Here is a 17,686-nt window from a genome sequence, read left to right as displayed (position 1 = left end):
TCCTTATTCCGTCAGCCAGCTGGCCTGGCGCTGTAGGACCGGCAGCACCGGGCGGCGACGCTGCATATCCGGCAGGGAGTTAATCAGCCCCTGCGTGTAGGGATGGCGGGCGTTATCAAGGTCTTTGGCGGCAATGGACTCCACTACCCGCCCGGCGTACATCACCAGCACCCGATCGCAGAAGCTGCGCACCAGGTTGATATCGTGGCTGATAAATATCAGCCCCAGCCCGCGCGACTGCACCAGATCGTCGAGCAGGCCGAGGACCTGCAGACGCACCGAGACGTCCAGCGCCGAGGTGGGCTCATCGGCAATCACCAGCTCCGGGTCGACGATCAGCATCATGGCGATCATGATGCGCTGCCCCTGGCCGCCGGAGATTTCGTGCGGATAGAGCCGATAGACGCGCTGCGGGTCGCGGATGCGCACCACCTCCAGCATCTCCAGCGCTTTGCTTCTGGCCTCGTTTTTACGCCCCGGATGGTGGGTGAGCCAGGCTTCAGCCACCTGATCGCCGACGCACACTACCGGATTGAGCGAGTATTTCGGGTCCTGCATAATCATGGAGATGCGCTTGCCGCGCACGGCGCGCATCTGCGCCTCGCTGAGCTGCTGTAAATCAAGGTCGGCAAACTGCATCCGGCTGGCGCTAACCCGCGCCTTTTTCGGATGCAGCTGCAGCAGCGCCCGCCCGACGGTGGATTTGCCCGAGCCGGACTCGCCGACAATCGCCAGCTTCTCCCGCCCCAGCTGGAAGGAGACGCCGCGCACCGCATGGGTGACCGCGCCGCCGTTAACAAAGTCGACGCACAGGTCGCGCACGTCGAGCAGCGGTGCGCTATTCGCTACGAGGATCGAGGATGTCACGTAGGCCATCTCCTAAGAAGTTGAATGCCAGACTGTTGATCAGGATTGCCAGCCCTGGGATCGTTACTACCCACCAGCACTCCATCATGTAGGTGCGACCGCTGGAGATCATCGCCCCCCACTCCGGATCCGGCGGCTGGGCACCGAGGCCGAGAAACCCCAGCCCGGCGGCGGTCAGGATAATTCCCGCCATATTCATGGTGATGCGGATGATCACCGACGGCAGGCACAGCGGCACAATGTGCCGCCACAGCACGCGGGTCGCAGAAGCGCCCTGTAAACGCACCGCCGAGATAAAATCGGCCTGCCGCAGAGAGAGCGTTTCCGCGCGGGCCAGACGCGCAATCGGCGGCCAGGCGGTCAGCGTAATCGCAATCACCACGTGCTCAAGGCCGGGGCCCAGCGCGGCCACAAAGGCCAGCGCCAGCACCAGGCTCGGGAAGGAGATAAAGATATCGGTGACGCGCATCAGCACCATATCCACCCTGCCGCCAAAGTAGCCGGCGCTCACCCCCAGCAGCAGCCCCAACGGCCCAACGGTCACCGACACCAGCAGCACGATATAGAGCGTGATGCGCGAGCCGTAGACCAGCCGGCTAAAGATATCGCGGCCAAACTCGTCGGTGCCGAACCAGTGCTGCGCATTGGGCGCCGCCAGCGCGTTATTGAGGTCCTGCACCAGCGGGTGATAGGGGGCAATCTGCGGCGCGAAAATCGCCACCACCAGCAGCAGGCCGATAATCCCGCCGCCGATCGCGGTGAGGGGATTGCGCGCCATCCTGCCGATAAACCCAGCGCCGCGCGTCAGCCCGCGAACTATCCGCTGGCGGCCCTCGTTCGTTCCGCCTCGCAGCGGGGTATCCAGCGAAACCGTCATGATTTGGTCCTCGGGTCAAAGAATTGGTACAGCATGTCGGAAAGCAGATTGAGCATCACGAAAATCACCCCCACCAGCAGCACGCAGCCCATCACCGCGTTCATATCCCCGAGCAGCAGGCTGCCGGTGAGATAGGAGCCGAAGCCGGGCCACGAGAAGACCGTCTCGATCAGCACCGCCCCTTCCAGCAGCGCGCCGTAGGCCAGCGCCACGACCGTCAGCAGCTGCACCAGTATGTTGCGAAAGGCGTGATGCCAGATAACCTGCCGCTCGGTGAGCCCCTTCACCCTGGCGGTGATAATGAACTCCTGCGACAGCTGGGCCAGCATAAAGCTGCGGGTCATGCGGCTGATGTAGGCCAGCGAGTGAAAGCCGAGCAGCGAAGCGGGTAAAATCAGGTGATTGATGGCGTTCCAGAATACCCGGCCATTCCCCACCAGCAGCGCGTCAACGGTCATCAGGCCGGTGCGCCGCGGCACGATCCCGTCCAGGCCGAGATCCACCCGTCCGGCGCCGCCCACCCAGCCGAGCCAGGCGTAGAACACCAGCAGCCCGATCATCCCGACCCAGAAGATCGGCGTCGAGTAGCCGGCGAGGCTAATAATTCGCACCACGTAGTCGCTGAGGCTGTTGCGCCGCGCCGCGGCCAGCACGCCCAGCGGAATACCGAGCCCGGCACCCACGATGATCGCCATCGTCGCCAGCTCCATGGTCGCCGGGAAGACGCGAATAATGTCGTCCATCACCGGTTTCCCGGTCAGCAGGGCGTTGCCCAGATCCCCGTGCAGCAGGTTGACGAAATAGATGGCAAACTGGGTGACCAGCGACTGGTCAAACCCCAGCTGGTGGTACACCTGCTGATAGGTGCCGTGGTCGGCATCCGGGCCAACAATCGCCAGCACCGGGTCGATGGGCATCACCCGTCCGATGGTGAAGGTGAGCAGCAGCAGGCCGAACAGCGTGATCGCCACCTGCAGCAGCCGTTTAGCCAAACGCCGGGCGCGGGAGCCGGGCGCGAAAAGGCGTGTACTCATCCTTTCTCTCCTTCGCTGACTTTATAGACTTCGCGTAAAAAGGTGGTGGCGGACGGATGCGGCCGATAGTCGTGCACCTCCCGACGGACCACCACCGAATCAACCATCTGTGAAAGCGGGATCAGGGCCGGGATCAGCTGGTCGTAGCGGGCCTGAATCGCCCGGTAGTCGGCAACCTGCTTCTGCGGGTCGCGTTCGAGCAGCGCGCCGTCGATCATCGTGTTGAGCTGCGGGTCGTAAAAACCGGTCCGCCAGCCCTGGAAGTTGGTCAGCCGCGCGGCGTCGCTGTTATCCGGGTTATAGACCAGCGCCCGCAGGCTGGAGTGCGGATGCGGCTCCATCCCGCTGCCGCCTCGACCCACCAGCAGGTCGAAATGACGCTCGCGCATCGCCCCGTAGATCTGGTTGCCGGTACCGGTAATAATTTTGGCGTTAATGCCCGCCTGCATCAGCGTGGACTGCACGGCAATGGCGATATTGAGGAACGGCTGGTCGGAGAGCACCCGCAGCGTGGTAGTGAAGCCGTCGGGATAGCCCGCCTCCGCCAGCAGCTTTTTCGCCCGCGCAATATCCAGCCGGTAGCCCGGGTCCGGTAGCGTCGAGGGCATGCCGGCTTTGATCGGCCGCTGGTGCAGCACGCCGTAGCCCGGCATCAGCGCCCGGTTAATCCCCTGATAGTCAATCAGGTAGCGCAGGGCCTCGCGCACCTTAGGGTTGGCGAAATGCGCCTCCTTCATGCTCATCGCCACGTAGTACATCGTTCCGCGCTGCACCGCATCGACGCTCAGCTGCGGGTTGCTGCGCAGGGCGTTGATATCCGATACCGCCATATTGTTGGCGATGTCGAGATCGCCCTTCTCAATCATCAGGCGCAGCGTTTGCGACTCCTGAAAATGGCGCAACACCACCCGGCTCATCTTCGCCTCCCCGCGCCAGTAGTTCGGGTTGCGCTGCATGCGCAGCACCTCCTTCGCCTGCCAGGTTTCCAGCATAAACGGCCCGGACCCGGCTTCGTGGGTGGTCAGCCAGCGGTTGCCCCAGTCGTTATCCTGCGCGTGGCTTTGCACCGTTTTGCTGTCGATCACGCCAAGGTTGCCAAGCGCGCCGAGGGAGTAGAGCACCAGCTGCGGATCGTTGGCCTTCGGCAGGGTGATTTGCACCGTCACGTCGTCCAGCGCCGTCACCTGCTTATCGATATTGCTTTTGCTGAAGCCGTAGGATTTCCACACCGAGGCCTGGGCGAGGTTAAGGTGCAGGATCCGCCGCATCGACCACACCACGTCGGCTGCGGTCAGCGGATTGCCGGAGTGAAACGTCACGTTGTCGTGCAGATGGAAGGTCAGCGTCGCGCCGTCCGGGCTTATCTCCCAGGATTTAGCCAGCGCCGGACGCACGTTGGTGAGCTGCTCGGGGTCCAGTTCAACCAGTGAATCGTAAAGATTGACCACTACCCCCACCACCTCGTTGCCGGTCATGGCCGCCGGGTCAAGTGTCAGCAGGTTATTCATATTCATACCGACGATCAGCTGGTCGGGCGGCGTTTTGGCGTAGCTCGCCCCGCTCCCCAGCGTCACGGCGAGCGCGAGCAGGCACGCTCCCAGTAAGGAGGATTTCTTCATCTATCTTTCGCCTGTAGGGTACACGCCCGTCATCATTTGCGCCGCAGCGGCTGACTCAGGGCCTGTTTTATCATTGTTATCCGTTCGGCCATGTCCGCTATGCCTTCAGCATGCGGACTTTTTATTAATCAGTCGTGGCTAACGGTATTGGCTTCGATATACGCAAAGTTGATGTCTTCTCCGAGGCCCGGGCGCTGTGACAAATGCACAAAGCCCTGCTCATCCATCGGGTCAACGATGCTGTTGAGATAGGCGGCCGGCGTGTCGTAATCGAGGAACGGGTGCAGCAGACCGCGCTCGTACCAGCGGCAGTTGCGGATCGCCCCCACCACCGCCAGGCTCGCCGCGCCGTTGCCATGAACCTCACAGTCCATGCCGAAAGACTCCGCCAGCGCCGCCACCTTCATGGTGGGCGTAATCCCGCCGACGCCGTTGGCCCCGGCGCGTAAAATATCGCAGGCTCCGGCCTTCACCCATTCAGCGCGCATATGATGCTTGCCGCCGAAGCTCTCCGGGCCGACGATCGGAATGGTCAGGTTTTCCGCCAGCCAGGCGTAGGACGACATCGAATCCTCCTCCATCGGCTCTTCAAACCAGGCGAAGTCGAGCTTTTCCAGCTCTTTGCCAATCCACAGCGCCTCGGCGCGGCTGTACCAGTGGTAGCCATCAATCATCAGCTCAACGTCCGGGCCAACCGCCTCACGTACCGCGGCGCAGGCTTTGATATCCATCTTCGGATTCGGCGCAAAGGCGATCGGCGGCATCCAGGTGTGCAGCTTGATGGCCCTGTAGCCGCGCGCCACCAGCTTTTCGGCAAACGCCGCGAACTCGTCCGGCGTCGACAGGCCGCCGGGCAGATCGTCCCCGCACATGGTGCTGCCGTAGGCCGGCACCTTATCGCGATAGCCGCCCAGCAGCTTATAGACCGGCATATTGAGCCTGCGGCCCAGCAAATCCCACAGCGCCTGCTCAACAAACGACAGCGCGCGCTCGGTCAGCTGGTGGGCGCTGCCGCGCTGCCAGTGGTTAAGATCCTGCCAGATGCGCTCGCGATTAAAGGGGTCCTGACCTACCAGTACCTTGCGGAAAAAGGTGTCCACCACAAACGGGCGCACCACTTCCGGCGGCGCGAAGGCGTAGCCCTGGGTGCCGTCATCGGCGGTGATGGTCAGCATCGCCATTTTCGCCAGCCCTTCCGCTCCCGGGTGGGAGTGCCCGGCGCTATCGGCAACCCGCCGGGTGGGATAGTGAAAAACGGTGACGTTTACAGATTCAATTTTCATTCTTTGTCCTTAGTACGATGCACCTGAACCCATATGGCCAAAATTCGCCCAACTGATAAGCATGGTGAATGAGTTCATATAATTGAAAAAGCGTTTCAATTATTAATCTAAGCACAAATCATTAACACTGCCTCGGACAAATTCCGCTATGCAACGACCGAATTTTGGGCATCGGCACGACAGGACGTGATTGTTTTCACAAAAGGGAGAGGAAATGTGAAGGCGATCGCCAAGGGAAAAGCGTGAAAAATGAGCGCAGAAAAGAGATAAACCGACCGTTTACACCTCCAGGGATCCTGCGCTCATCGGTTCGGAACTATCCGGCCGCCTTAACGCGTTGGTCGCGCGACAGCAGCAGCTCGGTGAGGGAGTGATGGCGGGCAACCGCCCCCTGGAACTGCGGGTGCTGGCAATCTTCAGCTACCGCTATCGTCGGAATACCCGCGGCCCGGGCGGCCTGAAAGCCGCTGGCGCTATCTTCGATAACCAGACACTGCTCCGCGCGGAGGTTGAGCTTGCGCAGGGTTGAGAGGTAGACCGCCGGGTGCGGCTTGCCCCACGCTTCGTCGTCGGCGCTGGAGATCGCGTCGAACCAGGGGCGCAGGGCGAGCTTATCCAGCACGGCGGCAATAACCTGATGGGACGAGGAGGTCGCCAGCGCAATCTTATAGCCGCAGCGGCGGAAATGGGCTAAGGCGTCATTGACCCCCTCCATCGCCTCGCCGCTGGCGGTAATCAGGCCGGTGACCCGCTGCAGGATAGTCTGCTGCAGGCGCTGCGGCGCGACGCTGAGCCGGCAGTGGCGGCACCAGATGCGCGCAATGTCGTCCAGCCGCTTGCCTTTGGTCAAGGTTTCGCACTCCTCGACGCTGACCGTCGCGCCCAGCGATGCCAGGGCCTCCATCTGCGCCTGGCGCCATAGACCTTCCGAGTCAATCAGCACGCCGTCCATGTCAAAAATTACCGCTTTAATACTCATCATCCACCTCAGGCGGGCCGCGATATTGCTCACGCGACCCGTAGACTCTCATCAGGAAAATTCGACGCTTTTACCGCTGCCGGCCGGCTGCTGGCTAAAGCCCGGCTGCTCGACGCGGATAAACGCGCAGAGGAAGAACGCCAGCACGTACAGCGCGGTGTAGGCGATGACCACCCCGATGGTGCTGTAGTACGGCAGCAGGACCACCGCTATCGCCGGGGCGAGGAAGTTGGAGAGCCCCGCCGACAGGTTATAGACCGAAATGGCCGCCCCTTTATGCTTTGGCTCAAGCGCCGGGAACACGGCGGCCATCGGCACGAAGGCGGCAACAAAGATCCCCAGCGCAACCGCCGGGATCAGCGCCATGGCGAAGTTATGCCCGAAGTGCTGCGGAATGTAGTAGAAAGCGAGGCTCGACAGCGCCATGCCGACGCAGCCAAACCAGCGCACCACTTTGATCCAGCCCAGCTTCTCGCCGAGGATCCCCCACAGCACGTTGGAGAAAATGGTGGTGAAGAAGAACACCGCCCACACCTGCAGCCACTCCGAGGTGGTGAAGCCCAGCTCGTCAACAAACATCAGCGGCATAATGACCGCAAAGCCGAACAGCGACAGGGTGTTGATAATACGCACCATGCTGGAGAGCAGAATATTGCGATTGCTGTAGAGCAGCGTGACCGCGCGGCCCAGCTCGGCAAACTTCTCGCGGGTGGTCAGGTTTTGCATATGCCGCGGCGTTTCGATTTTGCGCAGCGCGACCATCGCGATGACGCCGCCGGTGATGCAGAACGCCAGCGCCAGCCACAGCGTGCCGAGCTCGCCGATATGCGGGATGGTAAAGCTCGGGATGTAGCTGCCGAACACGCCGATGCCGATGGAATAGACCGCCCAGAACCAGCCCAGCGCCGAGCTGGCGCTGTCGCTTTTGACGTTGTGAATAATCGCCACGATGAACGAGTAGAGGAACAGCGGATAGGCAAAGCCGCGAATGCCGTAGAACAGCAGGATCAGCGGATAGTTAGCGTGTCCGAGGCCAAAAATCAGGAACAGAACGTGGAACACGCACCACAGCACGAAGCCGATCATCATCGTTTTCTGCGGGGTGATGATCTCCGCCACCACGCCGGAAATCCACGCCGAGAGCGCGGCGGCCAGGCCGTACAGCGTAAAGGCGAAAGAGGCCTGCGCCGGGGTGAAGCCCAGCTCTTTGATATAGTGCGAGAGAAAAGCCAGCTCGAAACCGTCGCCGGTCATAAACACGGCGATAGCAATGTATCCCCATATCAGATTCAGGGGCAGACCGAGCCACTGTTTATTGGTTGCGGACATAATGACCTCGTTTGCAGGGTACAGGAGTTCGCTCCGATGACGCCACCGGAGCGGTTGTTCTACCCCTCATCGTTCAGGCCGCAGGCGCCTTGCCTTCCCGCGGCCCGAACTCGTTAGGGTATGTTATTGATATTTAGCGCTGACGGTAATTCAGGTCGTTGAGATATAAGGCTTTAAACTGCGCATAGCGCTGCATCAGTGCCTGATGGCGGGCCGGCGTTGTGCGCCAGGTCTGCCAGACTTCCGGCTTTTCGCACACCGCGGCCAGCGGTTTCCCTGCCGCCAGGCAGGCCAGCCGCGCGGCCCCCAGCGCGCCGCCGGTTTCGCCCCCTTTGTGAGTGACCACCGGCATCGCGAGAATATCCGCCAGCAGCTGGGCCCAGAACGGGCTTCGGGCGCCGCCGCCGACCAGCGAGCACTGCTCAATTCGCGTGCCGCTCTCCTTCAGCACCTGCAGGCCGTCGTTGATGCCAAAGCTCACGCCCTCCAGCACCGCGTAGCCCAGCTGCGCGCGCAGGCTGGAGTGCGTCATCCCCCAAAACATCCCGCGAGCGTCGGGGTCGTTATGCGGGGTGCGTTCGCCGGAAAGGTACGGCAGGAAGAACGGCGCACTGGCTTTCTCCTCCTCGCTGAGCTGGGCAATCTCCTCCAGCAGAGCAACCTCGGTAGTGCTGGTGAGACGGCAGAACCACTGCAGGCAGCTGGCGGCGCTGAGCATCACGCTCATCTGATGCCACAGGTTCGGCAGCACGTGGCAGAAGGCGTGAACCGCCGACTGCGGCGCCGGACGATAGGTGTCGGTGACCACGAACAGCACGCCGGAGGTCCCGAGCGAGATAAAGGCATCGCCCGGCGAGACCGCCCCAACGCCAATGGCGCTGACCGCGTTATCGCCCCCGCCGCCGGCCACCACCACCGACGCGTTCAGCCCCCAGCGCTCCGCCACCTGCGGATCGAGGGTTGCTGAGACCTCGCAGCCTTCGACCAGCGTCGGCATATGGCTGCGCGACAGGCCACACTTGTCCAGCAGCGCATCGGACCAGTCGCGCTTCGCCACGTCCAGCCACAGCGTCCCGGCGGCGTCCGACATGTCGGAGATTTTGCGGCCGGTCATCCGGTAGCGGAGATAATCCTTCGGCAGCATCACCGTCGCCGTGCGCTGGAAGTTGGCCGGCTCGTGGCGGCGCACCCACAGCAGTTTTGGCGCGGTAAACCCCGGCATCGCCAGGTTTCCCGCCACCTGGTGCAGCTCGGGGGCAGCCTCCTCAAGCTCGCGGCACTCGTCGGCGCAGCGGGTGTCGTTCCACAGAATTGCCGGGCGGATCACCTCCCCGCGCTCGTCCAGCAGCACCGCGCCGTGCATCTGCCCCGAAAGGCCAATCGCCTTGATGGCCGACCAGTGAGGGCCGCACTTTTCCCGCAGGGTGGTCATCAGATATTCCGTGGCTTCCCACCACGCCTGCGGCGCCTGTTCTGACCAGTGAGGATGGGGCCGCTGAATGCTCAGCGGTGCGCTATGGCTGGCGACGACGTCGTTGTTCTCGTCAATGACCAGCGCTTTCACTTCCGACGTGCCAAGATCGATCCCTAAGTACATAGCCACCTCTTACTTAATCAGCGTATAAACTGCGGCAATCTTCTCGCGCAGCAGCGCCAGGAAGTCCTCGTTCTCCGCCAGCGCGCCGAACAGCGCCCGGTCTTTGGCGTAGACGGCGATCGGGTCGCTGGCCTCAAACATCTCGTGCACCGCCTGCGCGTCGAGGATCCCGTCCTGGTATTGATACGGCAGCGTTCCCTTATGCCACTGCTCCATAAAGACGAAGAACAGCGCCGGGAGCATCGCCGTCGCCTCCGGACGCGCGCCGCGCTGGTAGCACTCCTGCAGGGTCGGGGCGATCATCGCCGGGATTTTAGAGAAGCCGTCCGCCGCCACCCGCTGGTTGGTGTCCTGGATGTAGGGGTTGGTAAAGCGCTTGAGCACCACATCGCGATAGGTCGCGAGGTCGATACCGTTATCGCCGAGGCACGGGATCACGTCTTCGGTGACGTAGCGATCGGCAATGGCGTAGATGAACCCGGTGAGCGTGCTTTCGTGGATATAGCGCTGGCCGATCAGGGTGCCCGCCCAGGCGATGCAGCTGTGCGAGGCGTTGAGAACGCGGATTTTCGCCTCTTCGTAAGGGATAACCGAGTCCACCATCTCGACGCCAACGGCTTCCAGGTTCGGCCGTTCGGCGCGGAAATTATCCTCCACCACCCACTGAATGAAGCTTTCGCCCATCACCGGCGCCCTATCGTCAATGCCGGTTTGCGCTTTGATGCGCGCCGGCAGATCCGCCGCCGGTCGCGGCGTGATGCGGTCAACCATGGTGTTCGGGCAGTTCGCATTCGCCGCCAGCCACTCGACCAGCGCCTGCCTGCCGGTTAGCTGCAGGAACTCCACCAGCCCGTCGTGAAAGCGCTCGCCGTTGTGGCGGACGTTATCGCAGTTCAGCAGGGTCAGCGGCCCGGCGTTATCTGTCATGCGCTTTTCCAGAATACGCGCGATGGTGCCGTAAATGGTCTTGCAGTCGCCCTGCAGGTCGGCAAGCAGATCGGGGTTACTGGTCTCCAGGCGATGGCCGGTATTGAGGTAGTAGCCCCCTTCGGTCACGGTGAAGGCAATCACCTTAGTCTGCGGGTTGGCCCCTTCGTCAATCAGCGGCTGCAGCCCCTTCTGCCACGCCAGCAGCTTCTGGATAGAGGTGATTTCTTCATATTCGCGCTCGCCTTCCGGGCTGACGGTCTCCAGCACGTAGCGCCCGCCCTGCGCGGCCAGCGCCTGTACCACCTGCTCGGCATCATCGCGAATGTTGCCTGCCGCGATATGCCAGCGTTTATCGCCGCTGGCGATCAGGCGATGCAGGTACCACGCCTGATGCGCACGGTGAAAAGAACCCAAACCGATGTGAAGCCATGTGTATTGCTGATTCATATTCTGATCTCCTTGAGTGATGTGGCTCACTGTAGATGATCATTTGACCCAATTAAGAGCCGTAGATCACAAAAGAACAATTACCCAAACAAATTACAAATGACCAAATCAGAGCAAAAGCTTGCCTGTTTTCTGAGCCGCGGCCAAAATGCTGCTAACAGTCAACATCAGCGGGCCTGCAGAAAGACGAACGTCTCACCGTGGCCGCAAACTTAAGGCAGGGAACCGTGAGTAAAGAAGATGACATCAGGCTGGACCAGAAGGTCCGCGCCGCGTGGATGTACTACATTGCCGGCCAGAATCAGAGCGAGATAGCCAGCCAGCTCGGCACCTCAAGGCCGGTAGTCCAGCGGCTGATTGCCGCGGCGAAAGAGGAAGGCATCGTCTCGATTGGGCTACATCATCCGGTAGCAAACTGCCTCGACTACGCCCAGCTGCTGCAGGAGAAATATCAGCTTATCGACTGCAATATCGTCCCGGCCTACAGCGAGGAGAGCACCCTCGACAGCGTGTCGTTCGGCTGCTACCAGCTGATGGCCCGCTATCTGCAGGACGATAAGGCCAAAATTATCGGCATTGGCTCCGGGCTGACGCTGAAGAAAACCATGCAGCGCATCGATTTCGACAGCTTCAACACCCGCTGCGTGGCGCTGATAAGCGCGATGGATGCCGACGGACAGTGCAACTACTACGACGACGTTCCCCTGCTGCTGGCGCGGAAAATTCAGGCCAAATATTACCAGTGGCCGGCGCCGCGCTACGCGCAAACGGCGGACGAGCACCGGATGTGGTGCACCAGCCGGCTGTTTCAGAGCGTGTCGGGCGTCGCGCAGCAGGCGGACGTGATTTTCGTCGGCATTGGCCCGCTGGGCACGCAGAGCCCGATCTTCAAGGACGGATTTATTAATCAGGCGCAGCTGGACGAGCTGACGGCGCAGGGCGGGATCGGCGAGATCCTCGGCCGCTTTATTGATGCCGAAGGCGGCGTGGTGGAGAGCAATATCAACCAGATGATCACCAGCTACGATATCCGCCACAACCGCTGCCCGCGCATTGCGGTGGCCTGCGGCGAATACAAGCGTCCGGCGATTCTGGCCGCGCTGAAAGGCGGCTGGATCAACGGCCTGGTGACCGATGAACACACCGCCCGCTGGCTGCTAACGCGCTAGCGCCCGCGCGGCGCTCAGATAAGCTCCCGGCTGCCGATCAGCAGCGGCGGAATTTCGACCAGCTGCTTAGCGGCATCGCCGGAATCGATAATGCCGAACACCGCCTCCAGCATTGCCGGCACGTTCTGCTGAACCATGTCGATATCGTGCCCCAGCAGATAGACGAAGGGATCCCAGTCGAAGCAGCCCATCGGCGGCTGCCCGGTGCCGGTCAGGCCCCGCTGGGCCAGCCAGCGGACGACCCCTTCAAGCGAGATGGTGGAGTTGACGAAGAAGCCCTGCAGATGCTCATCCGGCGCGCCGAAGCGGGCCTGCATGCTGGCCTCAACTTTGCCTTTCGAGTAGCCGGGGGCGAGAATATTTTCCGCCGGTACGCTCAGGCCGCGCGCCCGATGCGCGTCGTGAAAGCCGCGCAGGCGCTCAAGGGTGTTGTGGTCGCTGCTGCGTCCGCCGACGAAGGTCAGCGGTGCGAGGCTGCCGTGCCGGCGCAGGCTGTTGTCGAGGATTTTATCGGTCAGCGCCCGCGCCCCGGCGTAGTTATCGGAAATCACCGACGGCGCAATGGTGCCCGGCAGGTCAAGGTTGACGGTTGGCACGCCCGCCTGCTGGCACAGCTCGGTAATTTTGTCCGGGTTGGTCGCCCCGGTCGCCACCACCCAGTCCACCTGCCATGAGAGCATCGCCTTCACGGCTTCAATCTCCAGCTCCGGGCGCCGACGGGTACAGGTAATAATCGGCAGCAGGCCGCGCTCGCGCGCCATCTCTTCAAAGCTTTCGGCCACCGATCCGAAGTAGCGGTTATCATATTTAGGGACGATCATGCCGATCACGTGGGATTTTTTACTGCGCAGCATGCTGGCCTGGCGGTTGATCGCATAGCCCTGCTCTTCGGCAATCCGGGTAACCTTCTCCGCCAGCTTCGCGCTGATACGGCGCTTTTTCCAGTTGCCGTTGAGGATCGCGCTGACCGCGCTTGCCGAGACGCCGGATAATTCCGCCAGATCGTAGATAGTGATTTTTTTCATTTTCCCAACTTGCGTCACAAATTCATTTCGCTGTTAATTTACCCACTTGCTCAATCGATGAAGCTGGCGCACATTAGCTTCATCGATTGAGCTACCACTATGCTCCCCGGCGCGCCAGGTCGCACGCCGCTCAGTATCCAGCGTATATAAATAAATGATGCTGATATTCAAAATCTTAGCAAGATTTAGTGCCTGACTCCAACGCTGGTCCCGGCTTATTGCGGGCCAGATCGATTTACCAAAATAGACTCGGTGAAGGATTATAAAATGAACCACTCTGTATCCTCTATGAATACTTCTCTCAATGGTAAAGTCGCTGCGGTGACCGGCGCGGCTTCCGGTATCGGCCTTGAATGCGCCAAAACCCTGCTCTCGGCGGGCGCGAAGGTGGTGCTGATCGACCGCGAAGGCGAAAAGCTCAATAAGATTGTGGCCGAACTGGGCGAAAACGCCTTTGCCCTGCAGGTGGATCTGATGCAGGGCGAACAGGTCGATAATATTCTGCCCGGCATTCTTAAGCTGGCGGGCGGGCTGGATATCTTCCACGCCAACGCCGGCGCCTATATCGGCGGGCCGGTGGCCGAAGGCGATCCGGACGTGTGGGATCGCGTGCTGCATCTCAACACCAACGCCGCCTTTCGCAGCGTGCGCAGCGTACTGCCGCACCTGATCGCACAGAAGTCCGGCGATATCATCTTCACCAGCTCCATCGCCGGGATGGTGCCGGTTATCTGGGAGCCTATCTACACCGCCTCGAAATTCGCGGTTCAGGCCTTCGTGCACACTACCCGCCGTCAGGTGTCGCAGTACGGCGTACGCGTCGGCGCGGTCCTGCCTGGCCCGGTGGTGACCGCTCTGCTCGATGACTGGCCGAAAGAAAAAATGGAGGAGGCGCTGGCCAACGGCAGCCTGATGCAGCCGATTGAGGTAGCTGAATCCGTGCTGTTTATGGTGACCCGCTCGAAGAACGTCACCGTGCGCGACCTCGTTATCCTGCCTAACAGCGTGGATCTCTAACTCTTCAATCAGGCTGGCTAAAGGATGGCTCTATGAACTGCGATACACCAACCATTATTGGCGTCGATGTCGGCTCGGGCAGCGTGCGGGCGGGCATTTTCAACCTCAATGGTGAACTGCTCGCCCACGCGACGCGGGAGATTACCCTCTTTCGCAGCGCGGGCAGCATGGTTGAACAATCCAGCAGCGAGATTTGGCAGGCGGTGTGCGATTGTATTAAAACCGCGATCGCGCGCGCCGGCACCGCGCCGGGCTCGGTGGCGGGCATTGGCTTCGACGCCACCTGTTCGCTGGTGGTGGTCGGTGAAAACGACGCGCCGCTGGCGGTAGGTCCTTCAGAAGACCCTAACCGCGACATTATCGTCTGGATGGATCACCGCGCGACCGGGCAGGCGGAAAAGATTAACGCCACCCGCCATCCGGTGCTGCAGTACGTCGGCGGCATTATCTCGCCGGAGATGGAGACGCCGAAGATACTGTGGCTGAAGGAGAACCGCCCGCAGACTTATCGGCAGGCGCGACACTTTTTTGACCTCGCAGACTACCTGACCTGGCGCGCCACCGGCGACGAGGCCCGCTCGGTCTGTACCGTTACCTGTAAATGGACCTATCTGGCCCACGAGCAGCGCTGGGATGCCGACTACTTCCGCCAGATTGGGCTCGCCGAGCTGGCGGATGAAGACTTTGCGCGCATCGGCCAGCGCATTGTCGATCCGGGAACGCCCTGCGGCAGCGGCCTTACCGCCATCGCCGCTCAGCAGATGGGCCTGCCCGTCGGAACGCCGGTGGCGGTTGGCATGATTGACGCCCACGCTGGCGGCATTGGCACCGTTGGGGTGCTCGACGGCGCGCTCAGCAATATGGCCTACGTGTTCGGCACCTCCTCCTGCACCATGACCACCTCGCAGGAGGCCATCTTCGTACCCGGCGTCTGGGGTCCGTACTACTCGGCGATGGTGCCGGGCTTCTGGCTTAATGAAGGCGGCCAGAGCGCGGCCGGCGCCGCTATCGACCGGCTGCTGAGCTTCCATCCGGCGGCGCACGAGGCCCGCCAGCTGGCGCAGGAGGCCGGGCTGCCGCTGCCGGTCTATCTCGCGGACCGGGTGCTGGCCTGCCTGGAGAGCCCCTCCGAGGCGGTACACCTCGCCGCCGGCCTGCACGTGGTGCCCGAATTCTTAGGCAACCGCGCCCCGCTGGCGGATCCTGGCGCCAGGGCAATCGTTGCCGGGCTGGGAATGGAAGGGGATATCGATAATCTGCTGGCGCTGTACGTGGCCGGGCTGTGCGGTATCGGCTACGGCCTGCGGCAGATCCTTGATGCCCAGGAGGCCTGCGGCGTGCGCAGCGAGAATATCGTGATTAGCGGCGGCGCGGGGCAGCATCCGCTGGTTCGCCAGCTGCTGGCCGATACCTGCGGGATCCCGGTGATGAGCACCGAGTGCAGCGAGCCGGTGCTGTTGGGTTCGGCGATTCTTGGCGCCGTTGCCGGCGGGGTTTGCGCGTCGCTGCCGGAGGCGATGAAGCGGTTTACGCGGGTGGACAGGACCTATGGCAGCGCGACGCAGTATCAGGGGGTTCACCAGCGTCGCTATGAGGCTTATTTGGCTTTGCAGAAGACGGCAAGGCTGATAAGGGAGTAGCGGCGGGTGGCGTTCGGTGGGTTTAAGGAGGAGTCGGTCTGGCTCCCTGAGGTTTGGCGGTCGCCGCGGCTGAGGATATTTTCCTGCTGCGCAGGATGTTGCAGCCCATTGCCGTCACATGAGGTTTGGTGTTTCGTGGTAGCCACGGCGGAGGATACTTTCCTGCTGCGCAGGATGTTGCAGCCCGTTGCCGTCACATAAGGTTTGGTGGTCGCCACGGTGGAGGATATTTTCTTGCTCCGCAGGATGTTGCGCTCCCCGGCGGTTTCCCTGCCCCATGTTTCCCAAAGCGCAGGGAGCGCACAGGGGGCGGCCCATCGCCGCCGCCCCCTGTACCCCCGGGCTCCGGCCAGCCAAAATCGCCGCTGCGCGGTCCCTTCGACCGATGCCGTCAGGCTGTCGGGTCGGGCCGAGGTAACGTCCCTGTAAATCACGGCCCTCAGCCCGCATCCATGCGGGCTGCCCCGGCCTGCCGCCAGCGTCTCAGCGATTTTGAGGCCGACAACACCAGCAGTTTCAGCCAGCTTCAGAGCATTCGATAAACGACGTTCAGGGACCAAAAGGCGTCGAATCGGGCCGAAATCACGGCCTCAGCCCGCATCCATGCGGGCTGCCCCGGCCTGTCGGCAGCGTCTCAGCGATTTTGAGGCCGACAACACCCGCGGTTTCAGCTGGCTTCAGAGCATTCGATAAACGACATTCAAAGACATAAAAGACACAAAAGACACAAAAGACATGCCTAGGCTATGGTTACCTTGCCGTCGAGATAGACGTCCTGCACGGCGTTGATCAGCTTCACGCCGTCGGCCATCGATTTTTTGAAGGCTTTACGTCCGAGGATCAGCCCCATGCCGCCGGCGCGCTTGTTGATGACCGCCGTGCGGACGGCATCGGTCAGGTCCGTTTCGCCCCCTGCCGCGCCGCCGGAGTTGATCAGCCCCGCCCGCCCCATATAGCAGTTCGCCAGCTGGTAGCGAACCAGGTCGATCGGGTTGTCGGTGGTCAGCTTGCTGTAGACGCGGTCGTCGGTATAGCCGAAGTTAACCGCCTTATAGCCGCCGTTATTTTCCGCCATTTTCTGCTTCACGATATCCGCGCCAATGGTCGCCGCGAGGTGGTTAGCCTGCCCGGTCAGATCGGCGGAAACGTGATAATCGACGCCATCTTTCTTAAATCCCGGATTGCGCAGATAGGCCCACAGCACGGTGACCAGCCCCAGCTCGTGCGCGCGCTCGAACGCCGCGGAGATCTCTTCTATCTGGCGCCGCGACTCTTCGGAACCGAAATAGATGGTCGCGCCCACCGCCACCGCGCCCATATTAAAGGCCTGCTCAACGCTGGCGTACAGCGTCTGGTCGAAGGTGTTCGGGTAGCTCAGGGTCTCGTTGTGATTCAGCTTAACGAGGAACGGAATGCGGTGCGCGTAGCGGCGCGATACCGAGGCCAGCACGCCGTAGGTTGACGCCACGCAGTTACAGCCGGCTTCAATCGCCAGCTCAACGATATTTTTCGGATCGAAGTACAGCGGGTTGGCGGCAAAAGAGGCGCCCGCCGAGTGCTCCACGCCCTGGTCAACCGGCAGGATCGACAGGTAGCCGGTGCCGGCCAGGCGCCCCGTATTGTACAGGGTCTGCATATTACGCAGCACCGCCGGCGGACGATTGTTATCAACCATCACCCGGTCGACGTAATCCGCTCCCGGTAAATAGAGCTGATCGGCTGGAATAGTCATACAACGGTGCTGTAACAGGCTGTCGGCATCTTTGCCAAGCAACTGCGTAATATCAGTCATAGCAATAACTCCCGTAAGGCCGGCCGCAGCCGGCGTCAATTATCCTGACCCAACTTTTTTGGGCAGGTTAAGCCTGGTACC

The 17,686-nt window shown here is 61.7% G+C and carries 14 protein-coding genes; 3 read left to right on the top strand and 11 right to left on the bottom strand.

Translation table 11 applies throughout. The features are described from left to right. Nucleotides 1–3 precede the first annotated feature (3 nt). The 9 genes from RTE01_RS06090 to dalD all read right to left on the bottom strand — a co-directional run bounded on the left by RTE01_RS06090 (nucleotide 4) and on the right by dalD (nucleotide 10,962). A complete protein-coding gene (locus RTE01_RS06090; protein WP_045856425.1) occupies nucleotides 4–867 on the bottom strand; it encodes an ABC transporter ATP-binding protein in 864 nt (287 codons plus the stop codon). Further along, nucleotides 839–1,744 (bottom strand): ABC transporter permease, encoded by a 906-nt coding sequence (locus tag RTE01_RS06085; RefSeq protein WP_134527043.1) that lies wholly within the window; start codon nucleotides 1,742–1,744, stop codon nucleotides 839–841. The genes RTE01_RS06090 and RTE01_RS06085 overlap by 29 nt, the downstream gene beginning before the upstream one ends. Next, complete coding sequence (locus tag RTE01_RS06080; protein WP_134527046.1) at nucleotides 1,741–2,778, bottom strand: ABC transporter permease; 1,038 nt, start codon at nucleotides 2,776–2,778, stop codon at nucleotides 1,741–1,743. The genes RTE01_RS06085 and RTE01_RS06080 overlap by 4 nt, the downstream gene beginning before the upstream one ends. Beyond that, on the bottom strand, nucleotides 2,775–4,397 hold the full coding sequence (locus RTE01_RS06075) for an ABC transporter substrate-binding protein (protein ID WP_141334802.1): 1,623 nt from the start codon (nucleotides 4,395–4,397) through the stop codon (nucleotides 2,775–2,777). Before RTE01_RS06075 ends, RTE01_RS06080 begins: the two co-directional genes overlap by 4 nt. 128 nt (nucleotides 4,398–4,525) lie before the next feature. Further along, nucleotides 4,526–5,680: a mandelate racemase family protein gene (locus tag RTE01_RS06070; protein WP_115192255.1), complete on the bottom strand. Its 1,155-nt coding sequence runs from the start codon at nucleotides 5,678–5,680 to the stop codon at nucleotides 4,526–4,528. A gap of 316 nt (nucleotides 5,681–5,996) precedes the next feature. Then, nucleotides 5,997–6,659, bottom strand: a complete 663-nt coding sequence (gene hxpB, locus RTE01_RS06065) for a hexitol phosphatase HxpB (RefSeq protein ID WP_076945695.1) — start codon at nucleotides 6,657–6,659, stop codon at nucleotides 5,997–5,999. 51 nt (nucleotides 6,660–6,710) lie between these two features. After that, nucleotides 6,711–7,988 carry an RbtT/DalT/CsbX family MFS transporter gene (locus RTE01_RS06060; protein ID WP_041146418.1) on the bottom strand — a complete coding sequence of 426 codons (1,278 nt, stop codon included), beginning with the start codon at nucleotides 7,986–7,988 and terminating at the stop codon, nucleotides 6,711–6,713. A 133-nt stretch (nucleotides 7,989–8,121) separates the two neighbouring features. Beyond that, complete coding sequence (gene xylB, locus RTE01_RS06055) at nucleotides 8,122–9,585, bottom strand: xylulokinase (protein ID WP_141334800.1); 1,464 nt, start codon at nucleotides 9,583–9,585, stop codon at nucleotides 8,122–8,124. 9 nt (nucleotides 9,586–9,594) lie between these two features. After that, nucleotides 9,595–10,962: a D-arabinitol 4-dehydrogenase gene (gene dalD / locus RTE01_RS06050; protein WP_141334798.1), complete on the bottom strand. Its 1,368-nt coding sequence runs from the start codon at nucleotides 10,960–10,962 to the stop codon at nucleotides 9,595–9,597. 227 nt (nucleotides 10,963–11,189) lie between these two features. Here dalD and RTE01_RS06045 point away from each other — a divergent pair, with 227 nt between their 5' ends. Further along, nucleotides 11,190–12,131, top strand: coding sequence for a sugar-binding transcriptional regulator (locus RTE01_RS06045; RefSeq protein ID WP_041146421.1), 942 nt, complete (start codon nucleotides 11,190–11,192; stop codon nucleotides 12,129–12,131). Between the two features lie 14 nt (nucleotides 12,132–12,145). On the opposite strand, the gene RTE01_RS06040 is transcribed toward RTE01_RS06045, so the two are convergent. Beyond that, nucleotides 12,146–13,156 carry a LacI family DNA-binding transcriptional regulator gene (locus tag RTE01_RS06040; protein WP_041146422.1) on the bottom strand — a complete coding sequence of 337 codons (1,011 nt, stop codon included), beginning with the start codon at nucleotides 13,154–13,156 and terminating at the stop codon, nucleotides 12,146–12,148. Between the two features lie 267 nt (nucleotides 13,157–13,423). Between RTE01_RS06040 and RTE01_RS06035 the strand changes: the two genes are divergently transcribed. After that, complete coding sequence (locus RTE01_RS06035; RefSeq protein ID WP_166793746.1) at nucleotides 13,424–14,173, top strand: SDR family oxidoreductase; 750 nt, start codon at nucleotides 13,424–13,426, stop codon at nucleotides 14,171–14,173. Nucleotides 14,174–14,205: 32 nt separating this feature from the next. Then, nucleotides 14,206–15,813: an FGGY-family carbohydrate kinase gene (locus tag RTE01_RS06030; protein WP_134527049.1), complete on the top strand. Its 1,608-nt coding sequence runs from the start codon at nucleotides 14,206–14,208 to the stop codon at nucleotides 15,811–15,813. 739 nt (nucleotides 15,814–16,552) lie between these two features. Here RTE01_RS06030 and fbaB read toward each other — a convergent pair. Continuing rightward, nucleotides 16,553–17,605, bottom strand: a complete 1,053-nt coding sequence (gene fbaB, locus RTE01_RS06025; RefSeq protein WP_041146425.1) for a class I fructose-bisphosphate aldolase — start codon at nucleotides 17,603–17,605, stop codon at nucleotides 16,553–16,555. Nucleotides 17,606–17,686: the final 81 nt, after the last annotated feature.

Origin of the sequence: Klebsiella terrigena, from assembly GCF_006539725.1 — a bacterium.
GTDB lineage: Bacteria > Pseudomonadota > Gammaproteobacteria > Enterobacterales > Enterobacteriaceae > Klebsiella > Klebsiella terrigena.
This window is presented reverse-complemented; position numbering and strand designations above follow the sequence as displayed.

Coding starts and splice junctions, on each gene's coding strand:
- RTE01_RS06030 (WP_134527049.1), top strand. CDS start 14,206: ATGAACTGCGATACACCAACCATTATTGGCGTCGATGTCGGCTCGGGC.
- RTE01_RS06085 (WP_134527043.1), bottom strand. CDS start 1,744: ATGACGGTTTCGCTGGATACCCCGCTGCGAGGCGGAACGAACGAGGGC.
- dalD (WP_141334798.1), bottom strand. CDS start 10,962: ATGAATCAGCAATACACATGGCTTCACATCGGTTTGGGTTCTTTTCAC.
- fbaB (WP_041146425.1), bottom strand. CDS start 17,605: ATGACTGATATTACGCAGTTGCTTGGCAAAGATGCCGACAGCCTGTTA.
- xylB (WP_141334800.1), bottom strand. CDS start 9,585: ATGTACTTAGGGATCGATCTTGGCACGTCGGAAGTGAAAGCGCTGGTC.
- RTE01_RS06060 (WP_041146418.1), bottom strand. CDS start 7,988: ATGTCCGCAACCAATAAACAGTGGCTCGGTCTGCCCCTGAATCTGATA.
- hxpB (WP_076945695.1), bottom strand. CDS start 6,659: ATGAGTATTAAAGCGGTAATTTTTGACATGGACGGCGTGCTGATTGAC.
- RTE01_RS06075 (WP_141334802.1), bottom strand. CDS start 4,397: ATGAAGAAATCCTCCTTACTGGGAGCGTGCCTGCTCGCGCTCGCCGTG.
- RTE01_RS06080 (WP_134527046.1), bottom strand. CDS start 2,778: ATGAGTACACGCCTTTTCGCGCCCGGCTCCCGCGCCCGGCGTTTGGCT.
- RTE01_RS06040 (WP_041146422.1), bottom strand. CDS start 13,156: ATGAAAAAAATCACTATCTACGATCTGGCGGAATTATCCGGCGTCTCG.
- RTE01_RS06070 (WP_115192255.1), bottom strand. CDS start 5,680: ATGAAAATTGAATCTGTAAACGTCACCGTTTTTCACTATCCCACCCGG.
- RTE01_RS06035 (WP_166793746.1), top strand. CDS start 13,424: ATGAACCACTCTGTATCCTCTATGAATACTTCTCTCAATGGTAAAGTC.